The sequence below is a fragment of the Nonomuraea sp. NPDC003754 genome, assembly GCF_053605785.1.
Map to the genome: position 1 here is coordinate 21,997 of NZ_JBSGJX010000007.1, position 20,601 is coordinate 42,597.

The following is a 20,601-nucleotide window of genomic DNA, read 5'->3' on the forward strand; positions in this document are numbered from 1 at the left end:
ATGGCGCTGACGTGCCCTCAGGGGCACACGTCCCAGGACGCGGACTACTGCGACGTGTGCGGCGCGCGGATGGCCCCTGCCGACGCGGCGACTCCCGGCGCGACTCCCGGGGAGGCCGCTCCCGGCGCGGCGGGCGGGTCCGCTCCTTCGGGGGCCGCGGTCTTTCCCGGCGCCCCCGGAGCAGTCGATGCTCCGCGGGGCACGGGCGGGTCCGGCGACCCGGGGGGCTCCGGTGGTGCGGCGGGCGGGTCCGGGGCTCCGGCGGCGTCCGGCGGCACCGAGCCGGGTCCGGGCGACGGCGGGTTCGGCGGGCAGGAGTGCCCGATCTGCCGGACGCCGCGGACCGGGCGGTTCTGCGAGGTGGACGGGCACGACTTCGAGTCGCCGCTGCCCGACCCCGTCGCCCCCGCGCTGTGGCAGGTCGTGGTCGGCGCCGACCACGCCTACTTCGACGAGGTCATCGCCCTGAACGGGCCCGACGCCGGCGCCATGGTCTTCCCTCCCTACCGCCCCGAACGCGTCTACCCGCTGACCGGCACTCAGGTCCGCATCGGCCGCCGCAGTGTCACCCGCGGCACCAGGCCCGAGATCGACCTGGGCGAGCCGCCCGCCGACCCGGGGATCTCGCACCTGCACGCCGTTCTCATGGCCCAGCCGGGCGGCACGTGGGCGCTGGTGGACCCGGGGTCGGCCAACGGCACCCGCGTCAACGGCAAACCGCTCCAGGTCAACGTGGCGGTGCCGGTCGCCGAGGGCGACCGGATCCACCTCGGCGCGTGGACGGTCATCACGCTGCGCGGAGGCACGCCGTGATGTTCCTGGCGCGCCGTACCGTCCCCGGGCGCATCAAGGTGATCTCCGCGGTCACCGTCGCCGCCCTCGCGCTGCTGTTCGCCACCCTCGCGTACGGCACCGCCGCCGCCCGCGAGGGGCTGCAGGTGATCGGGAACGACGCGGGGCCGCAGGTGGTGGCGACGGCGGGGCTCTACATGGGCCTGAGCGACATGGACGCCCAGGTGGCCGACGCCCTGCTGCTCGGCGACCGGCGCGAGGACGCGCTGGCGCGCTACGACCGGCGCAGGACCGAGGTCGGGGACGCGCTCCTCCAGGCGCACCGCCTGGCCGGCGCCGACCCGGCCGAACGGCGCACGATCGCCGCGGTGCTCGACGGTCTCGGCCGCTACGAACGCCTGGCCGCCGAGGCCCTGCTCCTGAGCTCCCTGCCCGCGACCGGCGACACAGCCCGGTCCGGCGGCACCGCGCAGGCAGACGGCACAACGCATGCAGACGACACAGCGCAGACCGGCGGCGCAGCCCAGTCCAGCGGCACGGCGCAGACCGGTGGCACAGCGCAGACCGGTGGCACAGCCCAGTCCGGCGGCACCGCGCGGGCAGGTGACCGGGCGTTGGAGATCTACCGGCGGGCGACCGACCTCATGACGCGCGAGCTGCTCCCCCAGGCCTACAACCTCACCCTGGAGAGCGGCACGATCGTGCGGCACGCCTACGAGGACGGCCGCGCCACGGTGGTCACCGTCCGGGTGATCGCCCTGCTCAGCGGGGCGCTCGCGCTGGGCTGCCTGGTCTGGTTGCAGGTCTATCTGGCCCGCAGGTTCCGCCGGGTGCTCGGTCCGGCGCTGCTGGCCGCCACCCTGGCCACGGCGGCCTGCGCCATCGCGGGCGCGGTGGTGCTGGAGCAGGAGGCCGCCGCGCTGACCGCGGCCAAGCGCGACGGCTTCGATTCGGTATTGACCCTGGCCAGGGCCCGCGCGATCAGCAACAGCCTGCACGCCGACCAGAGCCGCTACCTGCTCGACGGCGTGCGCGCCGACACCTACCAGCACACCTTCTTCGACAAGTCGCAGTCGCTGGTCTACGTCGCCGCCGCCAACCTGCCCGCCTACCAGGGCGCGCTCGGCTCCCTCCACGACGGCCGCTTCCTCGGCATGTTGCGCGGCCACGACGTCACCGCCGCCTGGCAGCGCTTCCAGCAGGCGGACAGGGACCTGCGCGCCCGGTCCGGCGCGGCGGCGACGGCCGAGCTGACCGGACCCGTGCGCGCCGCCTTCGACGCCTACGACGCCACGCTGGTACGGCTGGCCGACCGACACAAGACCATCTTCGCCGAGGCGGTCGCGGACGGCGGGAACGGGGTGCGTGGACTCCAGGCGCTCGTACCAGCCGGGATCCTGGTCATCGCGGCGGGCGTGTTCGCAGGGGTGCGGCCGAGGCTGAAGGAGTACCGGTGAAGAAGGTGCGCATGCTGACCACCCGGATGCGAGCCGCCCGGATGCGGGCCACCCGGATGCTGACCACCCGGATGCGGGCCACCCGGATGCTGACCACCCGGATGCGGGCCAGGCGGATGCTGGCCGTTCTGGCGGGGGTCGCGGTGCTGGGCGCGGCGGGCGGGTGCGGCGCGGGCGCCGCGTCGTCCGTCGTCGGGAAGGAGCGCCTGGTCATCGGCGTCCGGCCCGACCTGCCGGCGATCGGATTCAGGAAGGGGGACGGCCGGTTCGAGGGGTTCGACGTCGACGTGGCGGCCTACGTGGCGCGCAAGCTCGGCGCCACCCCCACGTTCGTGCCCGCGCTGGCCGCCGACAGGGAGCGACTGCTGCTCGAGGGGAAGGCCGACCTGGTGGTCGCCACCTTCTCCATCACCCAGGAGCGGAAGACGAGGGTGTCCTTCGCCGGCCCCTACCACCTCTCGTTCCAGGACATCCTGGTACGCGACGGGACCACGGGCATCGCGAACGTACGTGACCTGGCCGGGCGGAAGATCTGCGAGGTGCAGGGGTCGAACGCGGCCCAGCGGGTGATCGACGAGCGGCAGATCCCGGCCTCGGTGGTGCCCGCGTCGACCTACGACCAGTGCATGGCCATGCTGAAGTCCGGCCGGATCGACGCGATCACCACCAACGACGTGATCCTGGCAGGGCTGGCCGGACGTGAGGGCCGCGGCGTCCGGCTGGTGAACACGCAGTTCAACGAGCAGCGCACCGGCGTGGGCCTGCGCAAGGGCGACGTGGACGGCTGCGAGGCGGTCAACCGCGCGATCACCGACATGTACCAGGACGGCACGGCCGGGATGCTGCTGCGCAAGTGGTTCGGGACCTCGGGGCTGACGATCGGCACGGTGTCGGTGCCGCAGTTCGAGGGCTGTTCCTGACCGCCTGCCGTACCGGACGGGCGCGCGGCGGAGCCCCGGGAGACGGCTCCCGGGGCTCGGCGACCAGGTGATTGCTAGTCGAGGTAGTCGCGCAGCATCTGGGCGCGGGTGGGGTGGCGCAGCTTGGCGAGCGTCTTGGACTCGATCTGGCGGATGCGCTCCCGCGTGACGCCGAACTCCCTGCCGACCTCCTCCAGCGTGCGCGGGTGCCCGTCGGCCAGCCCGAAGCGCAGCTGGATGATGCGCTGCTCCCGCTCGGACAGCGTGGCGAGGATGTCGTCGAGCTGGTCCTGCAGCATGATGAACGCGGCCGCCTCCATGGGCACCACCGCGTCGGCGTCCTCGATGAAGTCACCGAGGTCGGAGTCCTCCTCGCCGATCGGCGACTGCAGCGACACCGGCTCCTGCGCGATCCGCTGGATCTCCACCACTCGGTCGACCGGCAGGTCCATCTCCAGCGCGATCTCCTCGGGCGCGGGCTCCCGCCCCAGGTCCTGGTGGAGCTGGCGCTGCACCCTGACCAGTTTGTTGATCGTTTCCACCATGTGCACGGGAATTCGAATCGTGCGCGCCTGATCGGCAATGGCTCGGGTGATCGCCTGGCGAATCCACCACGTGGCATAGGTGGAGAACTTGTAGCCCTTGGTGTAGTCGAATTTCTCGACCGCGCGGATGAGTCCGAGATTGCCCTCCTGGATCAGGTCGAGGAAGAGCATGCCGCGCCCGACATACCGTTTCGCTATGGAGACCACCAACCTGAGGTTGGCCTCGATCAGCCGCTGCTTGGCCCGCGTGCCCTGCCAGACCAGCTCCCTGAACTCGGGGTGGGCCAGGCGGGCGAGCCCGCTGGCGAGCTTGTCCTCGGCGAACAGCCCTGCCTCGATGGATTTGGCGAGTTCGACCTCCTCTTCGGCGGTGAGCAGCGGGACCCGGCCGATCTCGCGCAGGTAGATGCGGACCAGATCACTGGTCGGCGCCCGCTTGCCTACGTCTTCCTCATCAGGACGGACGGTCTCCTCGTCGCCCTGCGGCTCGAGGACCTCCACCCCGTTCTCCGCGAGCATCCGCACGACGCGTTCCAGCGCGTCGGACGGCAGCTCGGAGCGGTCGAGCGCGGCGGCTACGTCATCGACGGTAACGCTTCCGCGCTCTCTTCCTTTCGCGACGAGGTCCGCCACCTGGTCTACCGATGGCGGCCCACTTGGCAGCACCGATGCACCCACGGGACACAGTCTGCAGTATTGCTTCCATAAAATGGCAGACCCATTTTTGTCACTCGAGGTAAGATCTGCATCATTACCAAATCGAGATCTTATTAATGTTTGGCCTGAGTTTGATCAGGAAAGAAAAGCCAATTACGCGATCAGGTTCGCAATGGAGGCGGCCGGCCGCGTCTGAATGCTGCCTCCTGCCCGCGTCGCGCCCCTGAGGGGCGACGCGGCCTCCCCGGCTTCTCCGCGAGACGGTGCGGCGTCCACGGCTCCACCGCGAGGCGGTCACCCGAGAAGCCGCCTCTCCCTCACCCGAGGACGGTCACCCGAGAAGCCGCCTCTCCCTCACCCGAGGACGGTCACCCGAGAAGCCGCCTCTCCCTCACCCGAGGACGGTCACCCGACGAGCCGCCTCTCCCTCACCCGAGGATCCGGTCGAGGACGGCACCGCGCAGGCCGGCTCAGAACGGCGTTGAGTTCGCCGTCGCGCGTGTCTTCGTGCGATCACACCGTCGGCGGCGCCATCTTCATCTCCACGGACGAAGCACGCCCGGGCCACCTGATGGAGGGTGGCGGAACCATTGGCCGAGTGCCCGGGAGGTTCGCACATGGGACTCTCCGAAATCACCCCCCAGCTTGTCGTGCCCGCACCGGTCCGAAGGACCGCGATCGTCACCGTCGGCCTGCTCATGGGCGTCTGGGTGATCGACTACGTCGACCGGGTGATGATGGCCGTCGCGTTGCCGTTCATCGGTGAGGAGTTCGCGCTCACCAGGACCGAGCAGGGCTGGCTGATCACCGTCTTCTCTCTGGTGTACCTGTTGTGCCAGCTGCCGGGCGGCATCCTGGCCGACCGGTTCGGCGCCCGCCGCCAGCTCATGGTGGCCCTGCTGCTCTGGTCGGTCTTCACCGCCCTCACCGGCGTCGCCTGGGGCCTGGCGTCGCTCCTGGTGATCCGCGCCCTCTTCGGCGTCAGCCAGGGGCTGTTCCCCAGCGCCTCCTTCAAGGCCGTCGCGGAACGCACCACGCCCGCCGTACGCGCCACGGCCGCCGGGGCCATGCTGGCCGCCAACCCGCTCGGCGCCGGCATCGCCCCGCTCATCGTCGCGCCGCTCATCCTCGTCATGGGCTGGCGGCACACCTTCTGGGTCACGGCCGCCGCTGGCGTCGTCATCGGGATGCTGCTCTGGACGCTGCTGCCCAAGCCGCTGCCCGCCCACCTCAACGGCTCCGACGCCGTCCAGGACAGGGGGCTCGGCCTCGGCGCCGTCGTCCGGTCGGCCTCCGTCTGGAAGTTCGCCGCCCTCTTCTGCGCCACCAACATGCTGGGCTACGGCATGATCACCTGGGTGCCCAGCTACCTGCTGGAGGAACGCGGCATCTCCCTCGTCAGCACCGGCGTCATGGCGGCCATCCCCGCCCTGGTCTCGTGCGCGACCACCTTCCTCGGCGGCTGGCTGTTCGACCGCTTCTTCCACGACCGGGCCAGGCTCTACGTCATCCCCCTGCTGCTGGTCACCGCCGTCCTCCTGGTGCTCATGCTGATGGCCGACTCCGCCGTCGGGTTCACCGTCTACCAGGCCCTCGCCATGGGTGTGGCGGGCCTTTCCTCGATGGGCATCCTCGGCATGCCCGTCCGGGTCCTGCCGCCCGCCGTCATCGGATCCGGCCTGGCCGTCGTCAACGTCGGCGGCCAGATCGCCGGCGTCATCGCCCCGGTCCTCATGGGCTTCCTGGCCGACGCGTTCTCCTACACCGCGGCGTTCGGCCTGCTCATCGCCACCACCGTGCTCGGCGCGCTGATCGCCTTCATCGTGCCCCAGCGCCCCGAGCAGTTCACCCTCGGCACGAAGGAGCCCGCATGACGACATACGATCTGGTCCTCGCCCGCGGCCGGGTCATCGACCCCGAGAGCGGCCTGGACGCCGTACGCGACGTCGGCGTCACCGGCGGCGTCATCAGGGCGGTCTCCGGGGAGCCGCTCCACGGCGCCACCGTCGTCGACGCGACCGGCCTGGTGGTCAGCCCTGGCTTCATCGACCTGCACAGCCACAGCACCGACATCGCCGGCCACCGCCTGCAGGCCCTCGACGGCGTCACCACCGTCCTGGAACTCGAAGCCGGCGCCTACCCCGTGGCCGCCGCCTACCGCAGGGCCGAGGCCGAGGGCAGGCCGCTCAACTACGGCTTCGCCACCTCCTGGGCCGTGGCCCGCATGGCCGTCCTGCTCGACCTGGAAACCGGCGGCGACCTGGACGACTTCGTCGCCAACATCGGCCGGGAGGAATGGCAGCGGGCCGCGCCGCGGCAGGCCGTCGACCGCGTCATCGGCATGCTGGAGCGCGACCTCGGCGACGGAGCGCTCGGCATCGGCATCCTCGTCGGCTACGCGCCCCGCGTCGACCCCGCCGAATACCTCGCCGTGGCCGCGCTCGCCGCCCGCGCCGGGCTGCCCACCTACACCCACGCCCGCGAGCTGGTCGAGATGGACCCCACCACCCCCGTCGACGGGGCCGAGGAGGTCGTCCGCGCCGCCGCCACGACCGGCGCGCACATGCACTACTGCCACGTCAACAGCACCTCCATCCGCCACGTCGACCGCGTGCTGGGCCTGGTGGAGAAGGTCCGCGCCGAAGGCTCGCGCGTCACCACCGAGGCCTACCCGTACGGCGCGGGCATGACCGGCATCGGGGCGGCCTTCCTCGCCCCCGAACTCCTCCACCGGCGCGGCCTCACACCGCACTCGATCGGCCTGCTCGGCGCCGAGGGCCGCATCCCCGACGCCGACACCCTGCGCCGGATCCGCGAGAGCCGGCCCGGCTCGGCCGCCTTCGTCCACCTGCTCGACGAGGACGACCCCGCCCAGTTCGACTACATCCAGCGCGCCCTCACCTTCACCGACGCCGCCGTCGCCACCGACGCCGTCCCCCTGCTGTGGCGCTCGGGCGTGCCCGACCCCCTGTCCTGGCCGCTGGCGCGCGATGCCGTCACCCACCCGCGCACGGCCGGCACCTACGGCAGGACGCTGCGCAGACTCGTCCGGGAGAGCGGCGTCCTGTCGCTGCCCGAGGCCGTGCGCAGGTGCACCCTCGTCCCCGCCGACGTCGTCGGCTCGGGCGTGCCCGCCATGCGGCGCAAGGGCCGCGTCCAGGTGGGTTGCGACGCCGACCTGACGGTCTTCGACCCTGCCGCCGTAACCGACCACGCCACCTACACCGCCACGACCGCGACCTCGACCGGGTTCGCCCATGTCATCGTGGGCGGAAGGTTCGTGGTCCTGGACGGCCACCTGCTGCCGACCGCCCTGCCCGGACGCCCGGTCAGAGCCTGACACCCGCTCAGCCGGACCCGGTCGCGGCGCCCGCCCCAGCCGGGCGCGTTCAGCCGGGCCGGTCGCCGGACCCCGGTCAGCCGGACGCTGCCGCGTCGCCATGGGGGCGAACAGGTTCGGCGGCCGGTCTAGCCGCCTACCGGGTTCTCCCTGAGGGCCTTGCGCTGCCGTTCGAGCCCCAGCAGCTCGCCGAACAGCCGCCGGTGCTCCTCGGGCTCCTCGACCGGGTTGAGCCGCTGCAGGCGCGACTTCACCTGGGCGATGGCCCGGTCGACCGCGATGCCCTCGACGGCGGCCAGCAGCTCGGTGCCGTAGCGCTGCTCGACCTCGGCGTCGGCCCTGATGGCCTCGACGGCGAACCTGGTGATCAGCCCGCGCACCGCCTCGTCCGGCGCGTGCTCCAGCAGCCGGTCAACCCATTCCCTGCCGCCGGCGCCTCCGGCCGCCGCGCCACCGGCCGCCGCGACGACGGCGTGGAGCGCGACGTGGTCGGGCGTGGTGAACGCCTCGGCGCCGAGCGCGTCGAAGCGCGGCCCGACCAGGGCGGGCCGCTGCACGGCCAGCTTGAGCAGCTCGCCCTCGACCCGCACGTGCGGCTCGACGACGGCGATCTTGGGGGCGCGCTGCTGTCTGGCCACCTGCGCCCCGCCGACCTCGGCGATGCGCTCGATGACGAAGCGCTCGTCCATGAAGCCGAGCCACCTGTCGAGGTCGATGGCGTAGCGCTTGCGCAGCCCTGTGTCCTTGATGCCCGCCACGATCGGCGCGGCCGCGTCGAGCGCGGCGATCTTGCCCTCGTTGGTGCGCAGGTCGTAGCGGGAGATCGTGCTGCGGATCGCGAACTGGAACAGCGGCTCCCTGCTGGCCACCAGGTCGCGCACGGCCGCGTCGCCCTGCTTGACCCGCAGGTCGCACGGGTCGAGCCCGTCGGCCTGCACGGCGACGTAGGTCTGGGTGACGAACTTCTGCTCGTCGGCGAAGGCCCGCAGCGCCGCCTTCTGGCCCGCCGCGTCGCCGTCGAAGGTGAAGATCACCTCACCGGTGGCCGAGGACTGGTCGAGCAGGAACCGGCGCAGGATCTTGATGTGCTCCTCGCCGAAGGAGGTGCCGCAGGTCGCCACCGCGGTCGGCACCCCGGCCAGGTGGCAGGCCATCACGTCGGTGTAGCCCTCGACGATCACCGCCTGGGAGCGCTTGGAGATCTCCCGCTTGGCCAGGTCGATGCCGTAGAGGACCTGCGACTTCTTGTAGAGGGGCGACTCGGGGGTGTTGAGGTACTTGGGGCCGTCGTCGCTGTCGAGGAGCTTGCGCGCGCCGAACCCGATGACGTCGCCCGTGGCCTCGCGGATGGGCCAGATGAGCCGCCCGCGGAAGCGGTCCATCGGACCGCGCCTGCCCTCCTTGGCCAGGCCGCCCTTGACGATCTCCGCCGCGGTGAACCCCCTGCCGAGCAGGTGACGGGTCAGCGCCTCCCACTCGTTGGGCGCGTAGCCGACGCCGAACAGCTCGGCGTCGGCCCGCTCGAAGCCCCGCTCGGACAGGAACCGGCGCCCGGGCGCCGCCTCCGGCGAGAAGAGCCGCTCGACGTAGAACTCGGCGGCGGCCTTGTGCGCCTCGATCAGCCGGGCCCGCTCCCCCTGGTCGCGCTTGGGGACGTAGCCGCCCTGCTCGTACTGCAGCTGCACGCCGGCCCGCTGCGCCAGCCGCTCGACCGCCTCGTGGAAGGACAGGTGCTCGATCTTCTCGACGAACGTGATGACGTCGCCGCCCTCGCCGCAGCCGAAGCAGAAGTACATCCCCCGCTCGGGGGTGACGTTGAAGGACGGGCTCTTCTCGTCGTGGAAGGGGCACAGGCCCTTGAGATTGCCGCCGCCCGCGTTGCGGAGCTGGATGTGCTCCCCGATCACGTCGGCGATCGGGGAACGCTCGCGCACCAGCGCGATGTCGACGTCACGGATCCGGCCTGCCACGCGGCGAGTCTAATGGCGCGCTCCGACACTTTCGGCCCCGGCGCGGATGCTCGTCCCGTCCGGCACGGGAGCCCGTGGCGGAGATCCTGCGCGGCGTTGCCTGCCGTACGGGGCCGCTGGACGGATAACGGCAAACCGGTCGTGGTCACGGGCCGGGTCCGTTACAAAGGTAAAGGTTGTCGTTCGATACTGTGACACAGGTGGAGATCATGCGTTCGGGGCCTCTCAGTGCGGTGGTGGTCGGCGTCCTGCTGACCGGAGGATGCGCGCACGCCACCGGCGTCGCGGGCGTCAGCATGAAGGCCCCCGCCGAGGCCGTGGCGGCGACGCCGGTCCCCTCGGCCGGCCCCGGCACCGACGAGCAGGCCGGCGTCCAGCGGCCCGCGGCCGAGGCTCCGGTGCAGGTGCCGCCGCCGCAGGTGTCGAAGTACACCTACGCCTTCCCGGTCAAGGGCTGCAAGACCAGCTACCAGCGCAAGCTGCTCATCCTGCCCAAGACGACGATCTGGGCGGCCAAGGGCTGCGCGTTCGTCGCGCCCGTCGACGGCGTGGTCGACGAGATCAACACCGGCAACCGCTGGTCGCCCTCCACCGACCGCGGCCCCGACCGCGAGGGCAGGTTCGTCTCGATCATCGGCGAGGACGGCGTCCGCTACCTCGGCGGCCACCTCGACGCCGTCGTCCCGGACCTCAAGCCGGGCTCGAAGGTGAAGGCCGGGCAGAAGGTCGGCACGATCGGCAACTCGGGCAACGCCCGCGACACCGCCCCCAACCTCTACTTCGCGATCTCGTGGAAGGCCGGCCCGGCCTACTGGTGGGTGCGCCGCGGCATGGTCGAGCCGTGGGACTACCTGGACGCCTGGGACAAGGGCAACCGCACGCTCTCCCCGAAGGAGGAGACCTTCAGGCTGCGCGGCGAGGTCGGCGAGACGCCCGCCTGCACGACGCTGTGCGCCGGCAGGTCGACGCCCCAGCAGGAGCCGGAGAAGGAGGAGCAGAAGCGGCCGCGCAAGAAGAAGCCGGCCACGCCGACGCCCACTCCGACGCCGTCGCTCAACGACACCTCGACGCTCTGACGGTTCCCCCTGCCTGGCGGGCGTCAGGGCGTCGGCCCGCGCTCCGGCAGCGGGCCGCCGGAGCGGATGAGGTTCTGGATGTCGCCGACGACGTCCCAGATGTTGACGTTCATCCCCGCGATGACCGTGCCCTGGCGCAGCCAGTAGGCGATGAACTCCAGGTCCTTGCCCTTGATGAACACCTCGTCGTAGCCCCGGGTGTCGCCGGAGAACTCCATGCCGATCTCGAACTGGTCGGTGTAGAAGTACGGCACGCGGTCGTAGACGACGTCCTGGCCGAGCATCGACCTGGCCGCGGCGGGCCCGCCGTTGAGCGCGTTGGCCCAGTGCTCCACCCGGATCCACCTGTCGTAGAGCGGGTTGTAGGACTCGGCGACGTCCCCCGCCGCGTGGACGTCGGGGTGCGAGGTCCGCAGGGCGGCATCGGTGACGATGCCCTCGCGCACCTCGAGCCCCGCCCGGCGGGCCAGCTCGACGTCGGGCGCGGCGCCGATGCCGGCGAGCACCAGGTCGGCGGTCAGCACCTCGCCCGTGCCGAGCCGTACACCGTCGTCGGTCACCTCCTCGGCGGCGACGCCGAGGCGCAGGTCGACGCCGTGGCGGCGATGGACGTCGGCGAAGACCTTGCCGACCTCGGGCCCCACCACCCTGAACAGCGGGGTGGGTTCCGGCTCGACGACGGTGACCTCGCAGCCCGCCGCGCGGGCCGCCGCCGCGGTCTCCAGCCCGATCCAGCCGGCGCCGATGATCAGGACCTTGCCGGCGCGGGCGAAACGCTCCTTGAGCGCCTCGCTGTCGCCGACGGTCCGCAGGTAGCGCACGGGTCCCGCGCCCGGCAGGCGGCGCGGGCGGGCGCCGGTGGCGATGAGCAGCTTGTCGTACGGCCGGCGGGCGCCGTCGGCGAGCGTGACCTGGTGGCCGTCGAGGTCGATCTCCGTGACGGCGGTGCCCAGCAGCAGGTCGACCGCGTTGTCGGCGTACCACTCCGGCGGGTGGACGAAGATCTTCTCTCGCTCGCTCTTGTCTTGGAGGTAGCTCTTGGACAGCGGCGGCCGCTCGTAGGGTCGCTCGTTCTCGGCTCCGATGAGCACGACCTCGCCGTCGAAGCCCTCTTCCCGCAGCGTCTGCGCCGCCTTGGCCCCTGCGAGCCCGGCGCCGACGATCACAAAGGTTGCCATGTTCTGGAGTATCGTCCTTCGGCGCCGTCATCGCAGGTCCGACGCTCGCACCCGGCCCCGGCGAATCGCGCGGGGCGGGTCAGCCGGACAGGCGGCGGTGCCAGGCGACGGCGGAGGTGTCGGTGAGGGAGGCGATCTGGTCGATCACCACGCGCACCCGTGCCGCGTCGTCCTTCGCCTCGACGAACGCGGGCCGGAACGCCGGTTCGAGCGTGTGCGGCGCGCCCAGCGTGATCAGGGAGGCCAGCTCGGAGATCAGCTCCCGCTGCCGCGCCTGGTTGGCGTGGTGGTCCTCCGTCGTCATCACGTAGTGCGCGGTCACTCCCTTGAGCAGCGCGCACTCCAGCCGCGTGGCCCGCGGCACCACCAGGTCGGCGCGGTGGCGGTAGCCGAAGGCCTCCTTGGTCGCCGCCTGCGCCGACCGGCAGAACCGTCCGATCAGGCCGCTGGTCAGCGCCTTGAGCCCGGCCAGGTCGGCCAGTGTGCCCGCGAAGCGGCGCGGCCACAGCGGGGCGGCCAGCAGCCGGTCGAAGGCCGCCTCCAGCTCGGCGCCGGTGGCGTCGGGGACGTACCAGAGGCGGGTCAGCTCGCAGACGGCCTCGCGCTCGGCCCGTGACCCGAGCGCCTCGGGGGTGGCGTGGCCCGAGTGGAGGGCGTCCTCCAGGTCGTGCACCGAGTAGGCGACGTCGTCGGCCCAATCCATGATCTGCGCCTCGAAGCTCACCCTCCGGGCGGGCGCGCCGTCCCTGATCCACTCGAAGACCGGCAGGTCGTCGTCGTAGACGCCGAACTTGCCGCCGCGGCCGCGCGGCCACGGGTACTTGACCGCGGCGTCCAGGGAGGCGCGGGTCAGGTTGAGCCCGGCGCTGCGGCCGTCCTCCGTCAGCACCTTGGGCTCGAGCCTGGTCAGCAGGCGCAGGCTCTGCGCGTTGCCCTCGAAGCCGCCGCAGGTGGCGGCCAGTTCGTCGAGCGCGGCCTCGCCGTTGTGGCCGAAGGGCGGATGACCGAGGTCGTGGGCCAGGCAGGCCGTCTCCACCAGGTCGGGGTCGACGCCGAGCGCGGCGCCCATCTCCCTGCCGACCTGGGCGCATTCGAGCGAGTGGGTGAGCCTGGTGCGCGGGATGTGCTGGCCGACGCCGAGCGTCTCACCGGGCCCCACCACCTGTGTCTTGGCCGCGAGCCTGCGCAGGGCCGAGCTGTGCAGGACCCTGGCCCGGTCGCGCGCGAACGCGCCCCGATCGGGGTCGCCGGGCGGCTCCGGTACCCATCGCTCCTGGTCGTGGTCGGTGTATTGGCCCATAAGTGCTGTGAGTTTACCCATCAGGGCCGGGTGGAGCCGTGGTGGACCGGGTCCGGCCTCGCCTCGTGGCGAGTCAGTTTTTCGGTAAGGTCCCGTCAGAATCCGGTTTATGGCCCTATAAGGTCATCCGCGTGACCACCGCGTTCCGTGCCGTGCTGGCCTTCACCCTGCTGGCCGGCTTCTACGTGCTCGTCGGCCTCGTCCTGGCCGCTGCCGTCTTCTTCGACGTCTACCTCTTCCTCGACTTCCACGCCGCCGGACTGAAGATCGCGATCGTGCTGACCCTGGCGGCGGGGGCGCTGGTGCGGGCGCTGTGGATGGTCAGCCGCAGGAAGCAGGGCGAGCAGCCGGGGGTGGCCGTCACCCGCGAGCAGGAGCCGGAGCTGTGGCGGACGGTCGAGGAGCTCGCGCAGCGGGTCAAGACGGCGCCGCCGGACGAGATCAGGCTGGTCGGCGAGGTCAACGCCGCCGTCGCCGAGGACACCCGGCTGCTCGGCCTGGTGGCCACCAGGCGGCGCATGTACATCGGGCTGCCGCTGCTGCAGTCCCTCACGGTCGACGAGACGCGGGCCGTGCTCGGGCACGAGCTCGGCCACTACAGCGGCGCGCACACCCGCCTCGGCGCGCCCGTCTACCGGGGCAGGGTCGCGCTGGTCGCCACCGTGCAGGGACTCGGCAACCACCCCTTCGTGCAGCGGCTCTTCGCCTACTACGCCAAGCTCTACCTGCGCGTCTCCCAGGCGGTCTCGCGGCGCCAGGAGCTCGAGGCCGACTCGTTCGCCGTGGCGATCGCGGGCAGGGCGGCCATGGCGGGCGCGCTGCGGAAGATCCACACCGCGGCGCAGGCGTGGGAGCTGTTCATGGAGCGCTACATGGGGATGGCCGGCCTGGCGGGCAACCGGCCCTCGTCGGTGTTCGGCGGCTTCCGCGCCCTCATGGGCGATCCGGTACGGCAGGCGGAGCTGGCCAGGCTCGCCGAGGAGCCGGAGAAGATCTCCCCCTACGACTCGCACCCAAGTCTCGCCGAGCGGCTGGCCGCGATCGAGCGGCTGCCCGAGCCCGCGCACGTCCCCGACCCGCGCCCGGCCACCACGCTGCTGCGGGACGCGACGGTGGCGGCCCAGGCGGTCGAGCAGTCGTTCTGGACCCAGGAGGCGCTGACCACCCTGCGCCCGGTCTCGTGGGAGGACCTGGTCGCCTCCGGCATGTACGCGGCGCGCAACGAGGAGGCACTGCGCGACCTGGCCGTGGCCGGGCAGCGGGTCATGGGGGCGGGCGTGCCGTACCTCGACGCGGCCTTCGAGGCGGTGGCGCGCGGGCAGCACGCGGCGCTGGAGGCCGAGCTGCGGCAGCTCGGCTGGAACGACTCCGGCTCGCTGCTCGCGGGTGTCCTCGGGCAGGCGCTGGAGGCGACGCTCATCCAGCACGGGCAGGCCCGCTGGACGCTGTCGTGGTCGGGCCCGGCCAGGCTGCTGTTCGAGGACGGCGAGGAGGTCCTGGTGGCGGAGTACGCCGCCCAGGTGGTCGCCGACCCTTCGGGTGTGCCCGGCATGCGGTCGTGGCTGGCGGGGCTGGGCGTGAAGCCCGACTTCGTCCCCGCCTGAGAAGGCGGCCGCCGGACCCTCGCGGTCCGGTCCCCGCGTGAAAGGGCGGGCCGCCGGACCCTCGCGGTCCGGCGGCCCGGTGACTCAGCGGGTGTCGGAGGTGTCGACCGTCAGGGCGGCGCGGCCCGCCTCCAGGCGCGCCACGGGGATGCGGAACGGCGAGCAGGACACGTAGTCGAGCCCTACCTCGTGGCAGAAGTGGACGGAGTCGGGGTCGCCGCCGTGCTCGCCGCAGATGCCGAGCTTGAGATCGGCCCTGGTCCTCCTGCCCTCCTCCGCCGCGATCCTGACGAGGCGGCCGACGCCGTCCCTGTCGAGGGTCTCGAACGGCGAGACGCCGAAGATGCCCATCTCCAGGTAGCGGGAGAAGAACGCGGCCTCGACGTCGTCGCGGGAGAAGCCCCACGTCATCTGGGTCAGGTCGTTGGTGCCGAAGGAGAAGAACTGCGCGGCCTCGGCGACCTGGCCCGCGGTGAGCGCGGCCCGCGGCGTCTCGATCATGGTGCCGATGAGCGCGTCGACGCCCGTCTCCCTCAGGATGGCGAGGGCCTCCTCGCGCACGGCCTCCAGCTCCTGCACCGCCGCCACCAGCGGAATCATGATCTCCGGCTTGGCGCCCGGCACCGCGCGAGCCGCCTCGGCGATCGCCCTGACCTGCATGGCGAACAGGCCGGGGATGACCAGGCCGAGCCGTACGCCGCGCAGGCCGAGCATCGGGTTCTGCTCGTGCAGGCGCTTCACCGCGGCCAGCAGCGTGCGCTCCTTGTCGCCGGCGTCGCCGGTGGCCACCTTGACCGACAGCTCCACGAGGTCGGGCAGGAACTCGTGCAGCGGCGGGTCGATGAGGCGGATGGTGACCGGCCGGCCGTCCATGGCCTCGAAGATGCCGGTGAAGTCGGCCCGCTGGAGCGGCTCGAGGGCGTCCAGCGCGGCCTGGCGCTCCTCGTCGGAGGTGGCCAGGACCAGGTCCTCGACCAGCTGCCTGCGGTCGCCGAGGAACATGTGCTCGGTACGGCACAGCCCGATCCCCTCGGCCCCGAACCGCACGGCCCGGGCGGAGTCCTCGGGGGTGTCGGCGTTGGCCCGCACGCCCAGCCGCCGTACCGAGTCGGCGTGCCGCATGATCCGGTCGACCGCGCGGACCAGCTCGTCGTCCGGCCGGCTGCCCTCGAAGTACTCCACCACGGCCGAGTCGACCACCGGCACCTCGCCGAGGAAGACCTCGCCCGTGCTGCCGTCGATGGAGATGACGTCGCCCTCGTCGACCGTGATGCCGCCGGGGGCGGTGAAGCGGCGCTCGCTCGTGGCGACCTCCAGCTCCTCGGCGCCGCACACGCAGGTCTTGCCCATGCCGCGGGCGACCACGGCGGCGTGCGAGGTCTTGCCGCCGCGCGAGGTGAGCACGCCCTGGGCGGCGATCATGCCGGCCAGGTCGTCGGGGTTGGTCTCGCGACGGACCAGGATCACCTGCTCGCCGGCGGCGGCCAGCTCGACGGCCCGCTCGGAGGAGAAGACGGCCTTGCCGACGGCCGCGCCGGGCGAGGCGTTCATGCCCTTGGTGATGAGCGCGCGCTCGCCGTCGGCGGCGAACCTGGGGAACATCAGCTGGGCGAGCTGGTCGCCGCTGACCCTGGTGACGGCCTCGTCGAGGGTGATGAGCCCCTGGTCGACGAGCTGCGTCGCGATGCGGAAGGCCGCGGCGGCGGTCCGCTTGCCCACGCGGGTCTGCAGCATCCAGAGCTTGCCGCGCTCGATGGTGAACTCGATGTCGCACAGGTCGCGGTAGTGGTTCTCGAGCTTCTCCATGATCTGCAGCAGCTCGTCGTAGGAGTGCTTGTCGATGCGCTCGAGCTCCTGCAGCGGGATGGTGTTGCGGATGCCGGCGACGACGTCCTCGCCCTGGGCGTTCTGCAGGTAGTCGCCGTAGATGCCCTGGTGTCCCGAGCCGGGGTCGCGGGTGAAGGCCACACCGGTGCCGGAGTCCTCGCCGAGGTTGCCGAAGACCATGGCCACGATGTTGACCGCGGTGCCGAGGTCGGCGGGGATGCGTTCCTGGCGGCGGTAGAGGATGGCGCGGGGAGCGTTCCACGAGTCGAAGACGGCCATGACGGCCAGCCGCATCTGCTCGCGCGGGTCGGCGGGGAAGTCCCTGTCCGTCTGCTCGCGCACGATGCCCTTGTACGTCTCGACCAGGCCCTGCAGCTCCTCGGCGGACAGGTCGGTGTCCTGGCGGGCGCCCTTGAGCGACTCCAGGGCGTGCTCGAACAGCTCACCGTCGATGCCCAGCACGGTCTTGCCGAACATCTGGATGAGCCTGCGGTAGGAGTCCCAGGCGAAGCGGTCGTTGCCGCCCGCCTGCTTGGCCAGGCCGTGGACGGATTCGTCGTTGAGCCCGATGTTGAGGACCGTCTCCATCATGCCCGGCATCGAGAACTTGGCCCCCGACCGCACGCTGATGAGCAGCGGGTCGTCGGCCTGCCCGAGCTTCTTGCTCATGGCCGACTCCAGCGCCTTCAGATGCTCGGCGACCTCAGCCTCGAGGCCGTCGGGTACCGCGCCCTCCGCCAGGTAGTGGCGGCACGCCTCAGAGGTGATCGTGAATCCGGGGGGAACGGGCAGCCCGAGATTCGTCATCTCGGCCAGATTGGCGCCCTTTCCGCCGAGAAGATCCTTGAGATCCTTGTTGCCCTCGGTGAAGTCGTAAACGTACTTGGCCACCACAACTCCTTTGCGAACGCCTCCGTTCCGGACTCTACCGATAAAGAACAGCACGAAACTGCACTCAACGGTTAAATCCCCGTTTCTCCAGCTCAGAAGGTATACACCGGTCTAATCCACTGGAAATTTATTGGTTTATACCAATTGGTGTAAACCAATTCTTTGAACGCACTTGGCAGACATGGCAACGGCGCCGGAGGGAACCTCCGGCGCCGTTCGTCCCTGCTAGCGGAGCCCGGCTTTCGCGATGTACTGCGTCAGCGGGCCGTCCTCCAGCTTGCCCTTGCGCTGGGCCTTGAACACGTCCTTGACCAGGTGGAAGACCTCCTCCCTCGCCTCGGCCTCCGCACCGCGCATCGCCGCCCTGGCGGCCTCCCGGACTCTCTCGTGAGCCTTGTCCGCGAGGCCCTGCTCGATCCCGCCCCCGGCCTGCTGCTTGTAGACCGCCTTGTCGAGGCCTTCGAGCCACCTGTTCCAGCCGCCCGGAGGGATGTACTCGGAGGCCTCGCTGGCGTAGGGCTCGTCGTCCTCGTCGTCGGAGTCCGTGTCGTCCGCACCGGGCGTCTCCGCCTCGACCAGGGACGACGGCTCCGGGCTCGCGGTGGCGACGGCGGACGGCGGCGCCGGGTCCGGATCCGCCGTCACCACGGCCGCGGGGGTGGGCGTGGGGCGGGGCTCCTCGCCTCCGCTGTTGAACATCGTCACCGCGAGCGCCCCCACCGCGATCAGCACCACCCCGGCCAGCGCCTGCAGCGCCAGCTTCTTGCCCTCCGAGGCGGGCCGGGCTTCCGTGCCGGTGCCGGCGAGCATCGTGCCCGTCACGGGGACCGCGGGGCCGCCGCGCAGATCCGTCGTCACGGCCGGGTCATGGGGCGGCAGGACGGCCGGGTCGTGGGCGGGCAGCACGGCCGTCGGGTTCGGCACGGCCCGCGGGGCGGGATTCGGTGCCGTCTGGGCCGCCTGGGGGAAGGCGAAGGCGGCGAAGGCCTGCCGTACCTGCTCGGCGGAGGCCGGCCGGTCGGCGGGGTTCTTGGCCAGCATGGACATCACCAGCCGGTCGAGGGGGGCGGGCACGTCGGGACGCACCTGGCCGGGCGGCACGGGCGCCTCGAAGACGTGCTTGCGCATGAGGTCGGCCGCGCCGCCGGAGAACGGCGGCTGGCCGCAGAGCAGCTCGTAGGCGACGCAACCGAGGGCGTACAGGTCGGAGGCGGCGGTACCGGCCTCGCCGTTGATCTGCTCGGGCGCGAGGTAGGCGGCCGTGCCGACCACGGTGCCCACCGTCGTCAGCCTGGAGGCCTCGCTGGCCACCTGCGCGATGCCGAAGTCAACGATCTTGAGGGTGCCGTCCGCCGTGCGGTGCAGGTTCGCCGGCTTGACGTCGCGGTGGACCACCCCCGCCTGGTGCGCCGCGTCCAGACCGGCGGCCGCCTGGCTCATCAGCCTGCACACCTCGGGGATGGTGTACCGGTGACCGTCCTCAAGCTCCTCTGCCAGGCTGCGGCCCGTCAGCAGCTCCATCACGAGGTAGGGGCGCCCGTCCTGCTCACCGGTGTCGAACACGGTGACCACGTTGGTGTGCACGATCTGGGCGGCGGCGCGAGCCTCGCGAGCGAACCGCTCGCGGGCCGCGGGCTGCGTCACCTGCGGCGCGAGGATCTTGACCGCGACGCCCCTGCCGGTCCGCGGGTCGAGTCCCCGCCAGACCTCGCCCATACCGCCGCGCCCGATCTGCTCGTCCAGCTGGTAGCGCCCGTCCAGCATTTCCGGCATATTTCCCGCCAATGGCTCAGATGTCTCGTATTCCGAGCCAACCTATATGGTGACGACCCCGGCGAGTGGGTTGATCGTCGGCGCCCGATTCCGCAGCCCACCCACCTGCGCGAGCTTTACCAGGTCTTTCGGTCGCGCGGCCTACGATCCCGGCATGATGTCACCCTTCAAGCGCTACCTCGCGGAAGAGATCGCACTCGATCACGCCGAAGGGCTCATCCCTCGCCGGGAGGCCCTGCGGCGGCTCGGCCTCCTCGGGATCGGCCTGCCGGCGGCCACCGCGCTGCTGGCCGCGTGCGGCGCGGGCGACCAGGTGGCCGCGACCGCCACGCCCGCGCCGAGCCCGCCCGCCGGCGCGTCCCCCTCCCCCGCCGGGCCTTCACCGCTGCCGGTGGAGGCCGTCACCTTCCCGGGACCCGAGGGCGTGACCCTGCAGGGCGCCTGGGCGCAGGCCCGGCAGCCCAAGGGCGCGGTGCTGGTCATCCACGAGAACCGCGGGCTCACCGACCACATCCGCTCGGTCGCGGGACGGCTGGCGGCCAGCGGCTACTCCGCGCTCGCGCTCGACCTGCTGTCGCGCGAAGGCGGCACGGCGTCGTTCAGCGACACCGCGCAGGTCACGGCCAAGCTGGGCGAGATCCCGCCCGAGCGGTTCGTCGCCGACATGAAGGCGGCGCTGACGGAGCTGTCCAAGCGGGAGGAGGCCGCCAAGCTCGGCATGGTGGGCTTCTGCTTCGGCGGCGGCATGACCTGGCTGCTGCTGGCCGGCAAGGAGCCGCGGCTGTCGGCGGCCGTGCCGTTCTACGGCCCGCTTCCCGAGGGCGCCGACTTCACCGGCGACCGGGCGGCCGTCCTCGCGATCTACGCCGAGCAGGACGCCCGGGTGAACGCCACCCGTGACGCCGCGCGGGCCGCGCTGGAGAAGGCGGGCCTCGAGTACGAGATCGTCACCTGCCCCGGCGTCGACCACGCCTTCTTCAACGACACAGGCCCGCGATACGACGCGCAGGCCGCGAACCAGGCCTACCAGCGGATGATCGGCTGGTTCGGCACCCACCTGGCCTGAGCTCAGCCGTTGTCGATCTTGACGGTTTCGCCACTCGGCCCATGCCCACGGCGCCCGATAGCCGCCCGTGGAGCAGGTCGTGGCGGATCCGGATCTGCTCGTCGCGGATCTCGAAGCGGCACGTCGTCGCGGAGGCGGGAGGGGCCGGAAGGGTCAGCACGGCGGCGGCCAGCAGGAGGGCGGCGGGGGCGGCAGGCGGATGGCG

Annotated in this window: 14 protein-coding genes; 8 read left to right on the forward strand and 6 right to left on the reverse strand. The window is 71.8% G+C overall.

The genetic code is table 11. The features are described 5' to 3' along the window. From ACWEVS_RS10990 to ACWEVS_RS11000, 3 genes are read left to right on the forward strand one after another with little or no spacing between them, the layout of a single operon-like run. Window positions 1-813, forward strand: a complete 813-nt coding sequence (locus ACWEVS_RS10990) for an FHA domain-containing protein (RefSeq protein WP_452551092.1) — start codon at window positions 1-3, stop codon at window positions 811-813. After that, window positions 810-2,249, forward strand: a complete 1,440-nt coding sequence (locus tag ACWEVS_RS10995) for a hypothetical protein (RefSeq protein ID WP_452551094.1) — start codon at window positions 810-812, stop codon at window positions 2,247-2,249. Before ACWEVS_RS10990 ends, ACWEVS_RS10995 begins: the two co-directional genes overlap by 4 nt. Then, the gene (locus tag ACWEVS_RS11000) at window positions 2,246-3,169 is read left to right on the forward strand and encodes a transporter substrate-binding domain-containing protein (protein WP_452551095.1); all 924 of its coding nucleotides are present in this window, start codon (window positions 2,246-2,248) and stop codon (window positions 3,167-3,169) included. The genes ACWEVS_RS10995 and ACWEVS_RS11000 overlap by 4 nt, the downstream gene beginning before the upstream one ends. 74 nt (window positions 3,170-3,243) lie before the next feature. Here the strand turns inward: ACWEVS_RS11000 and rpoD are convergent, their stop codons facing one another. Continuing rightward, window positions 3,244-4,347: an RNA polymerase sigma factor RpoD gene (rpoD, locus tag ACWEVS_RS11005; protein ID WP_452551097.1), complete on the reverse strand. Its 1,104-nt coding sequence runs from the start codon at window positions 4,345-4,347 to the stop codon at window positions 3,244-3,246. Window positions 4,348-4,988: 641 nt separating this feature from the next. Between rpoD and ACWEVS_RS11010 the strand changes: the two genes are divergently transcribed. Both ACWEVS_RS11010 and ACWEVS_RS11015 read left to right on the forward strand, forming a co-directional pair. Then, on the forward strand, window positions 4,989-6,245 hold the full coding sequence (locus ACWEVS_RS11010) for an MFS transporter (protein WP_452551099.1): 1,257 nt from the start codon (window positions 4,989-4,991) through the stop codon (window positions 6,243-6,245). Further along, on the forward strand, window positions 6,242-7,711 hold the full coding sequence (locus ACWEVS_RS11015) for an amidohydrolase family protein (RefSeq protein WP_452551101.1): 1,470 nt from the start codon (window positions 6,242-6,244) through the stop codon (window positions 7,709-7,711). Before ACWEVS_RS11010 ends, ACWEVS_RS11015 begins: the two co-directional genes overlap by 4 nt. Window positions 7,712-7,839: 128 nt before the next feature. Here ACWEVS_RS11015 and dnaG read toward each other — a convergent pair whose 3' ends face one another. Then, window positions 7,840-9,681, reverse strand: coding sequence for a DNA primase (dnaG, locus tag ACWEVS_RS11020; RefSeq protein WP_354906532.1), 1,842 nt, complete (start codon window positions 9,679-9,681; stop codon window positions 7,840-7,842). A gap of 209 nt (window positions 9,682-9,890) precedes the next feature. On the opposite strand from dnaG, the gene ACWEVS_RS11025 reads away from it, so the two are divergent. Further along, entirely contained in the window at window positions 9,891-10,757 is an 867-nt protein-coding gene (locus tag ACWEVS_RS11025) for a M23 family metallopeptidase (protein WP_449916608.1), read from the forward strand. Between the two features lie 23 nt (window positions 10,758-10,780). Here ACWEVS_RS11025 and ACWEVS_RS11030 read toward each other — a convergent pair whose 3' ends face one another. Then, on the reverse strand, window positions 10,781-11,935 hold the full coding sequence (locus ACWEVS_RS11030; RefSeq protein ID WP_452551103.1) for an NAD(P)/FAD-dependent oxidoreductase: 1,155 nt from the start codon (window positions 11,933-11,935) through the stop codon (window positions 10,781-10,783). A gap of 79 nt (window positions 11,936-12,014) precedes the next feature. Then, window positions 12,015-13,235 (reverse strand): deoxyguanosinetriphosphate triphosphohydrolase, encoded by a 1,221-nt coding sequence (locus ACWEVS_RS11035; RefSeq protein ID WP_449916613.1) that lies wholly within the window; start codon window positions 13,233-13,235, stop codon window positions 12,015-12,017. 131 nt (window positions 13,236-13,366) lie between these two features. Here ACWEVS_RS11035 and ACWEVS_RS11040 point away from each other — a divergent pair, with 131 nt between their 5' ends. Continuing rightward, window positions 13,367-14,839, forward strand: a complete 1,473-nt coding sequence (locus tag ACWEVS_RS11040) for a M48 family metallopeptidase (RefSeq protein WP_449916615.1) — start codon at window positions 13,367-13,369, stop codon at window positions 14,837-14,839. Between the two features lie 84 nt (window positions 14,840-14,923). Here ACWEVS_RS11040 and ppdK read toward each other — a convergent pair whose 3' ends face one another. Beyond that, entirely contained in the window at window positions 14,924-17,557 is a 2,634-nt protein-coding gene (gene ppdK / locus ACWEVS_RS11045) for a pyruvate, phosphate dikinase (RefSeq protein WP_452551105.1), read from the reverse strand. 225 nt (window positions 17,558-17,782) lie between these two features. Then, window positions 17,783-19,321 carry a protein kinase domain-containing protein gene (locus ACWEVS_RS11050; protein WP_452551107.1) on the reverse strand — a complete coding sequence of 513 codons (1,539 nt, stop codon included), beginning with the start codon at window positions 19,319-19,321 and terminating at the stop codon, window positions 17,783-17,785. Window positions 19,322-19,484: 163 nt separating this feature from the next. Between ACWEVS_RS11050 and ACWEVS_RS11055 the strand changes: the two genes are divergently transcribed. Beyond that, the gene (locus ACWEVS_RS11055; protein ID WP_452551108.1) at window positions 19,485-20,396 is read left to right on the forward strand and encodes a dienelactone hydrolase family protein; all 912 of its coding nucleotides are present in this window, start codon (window positions 19,485-19,487) and stop codon (window positions 20,394-20,396) included. Window positions 20,397-20,601: the final 205 nt, after the last annotated feature.

What these genes read in the sequence shown, in the direction of transcription:
- ACWEVS_RS10990 (WP_452551092.1), top strand. Translation starts at nt 1, where the DNA reads ATGGCGCTGACGTGCCCTCAGGGGCACACGTCCCAGGACGCGGACTAC.
- ACWEVS_RS11010 (WP_452551099.1), top strand. Translation starts at nt 4,989, where the DNA reads ATGGGACTCTCCGAAATCACCCCCCAGCTTGTCGTGCCCGCACCGGTC.
- ACWEVS_RS11015 (WP_452551101.1), top strand. Translation starts at nt 6,242, where the DNA reads ATGACGACATACGATCTGGTCCTCGCCCGCGGCCGGGTCATCGACCCC.
- ACWEVS_RS11025 (WP_449916608.1), top strand. Translation starts at nt 9,891, where the DNA reads ATGCGTTCGGGGCCTCTCAGTGCGGTGGTGGTCGGCGTCCTGCTGACC.
- ACWEVS_RS11030 (WP_452551103.1), bottom strand. Translation starts at nt 11,935, where the DNA reads ATGGCAACCTTTGTGATCGTCGGCGCCGGGCTCGCAGGGGCCAAGGCG.
- ACWEVS_RS11035 (WP_449916613.1), bottom strand. Translation starts at nt 13,235, where the DNA reads ATGGGCCAATACACCGACCACGACCAGGAGCGATGGGTACCGGAGCCG.
- ACWEVS_RS11050 (WP_452551107.1), bottom strand. Translation starts at nt 19,321, where the DNA reads ATGCTGGACGGGCGCTACCAGCTGGACGAGCAGATCGGGCGCGGCGGT.
- ACWEVS_RS11055 (WP_452551108.1), top strand. Translation starts at nt 19,485, where the DNA reads ATGATGTCACCCTTCAAGCGCTACCTCGCGGAAGAGATCGCACTCGAT.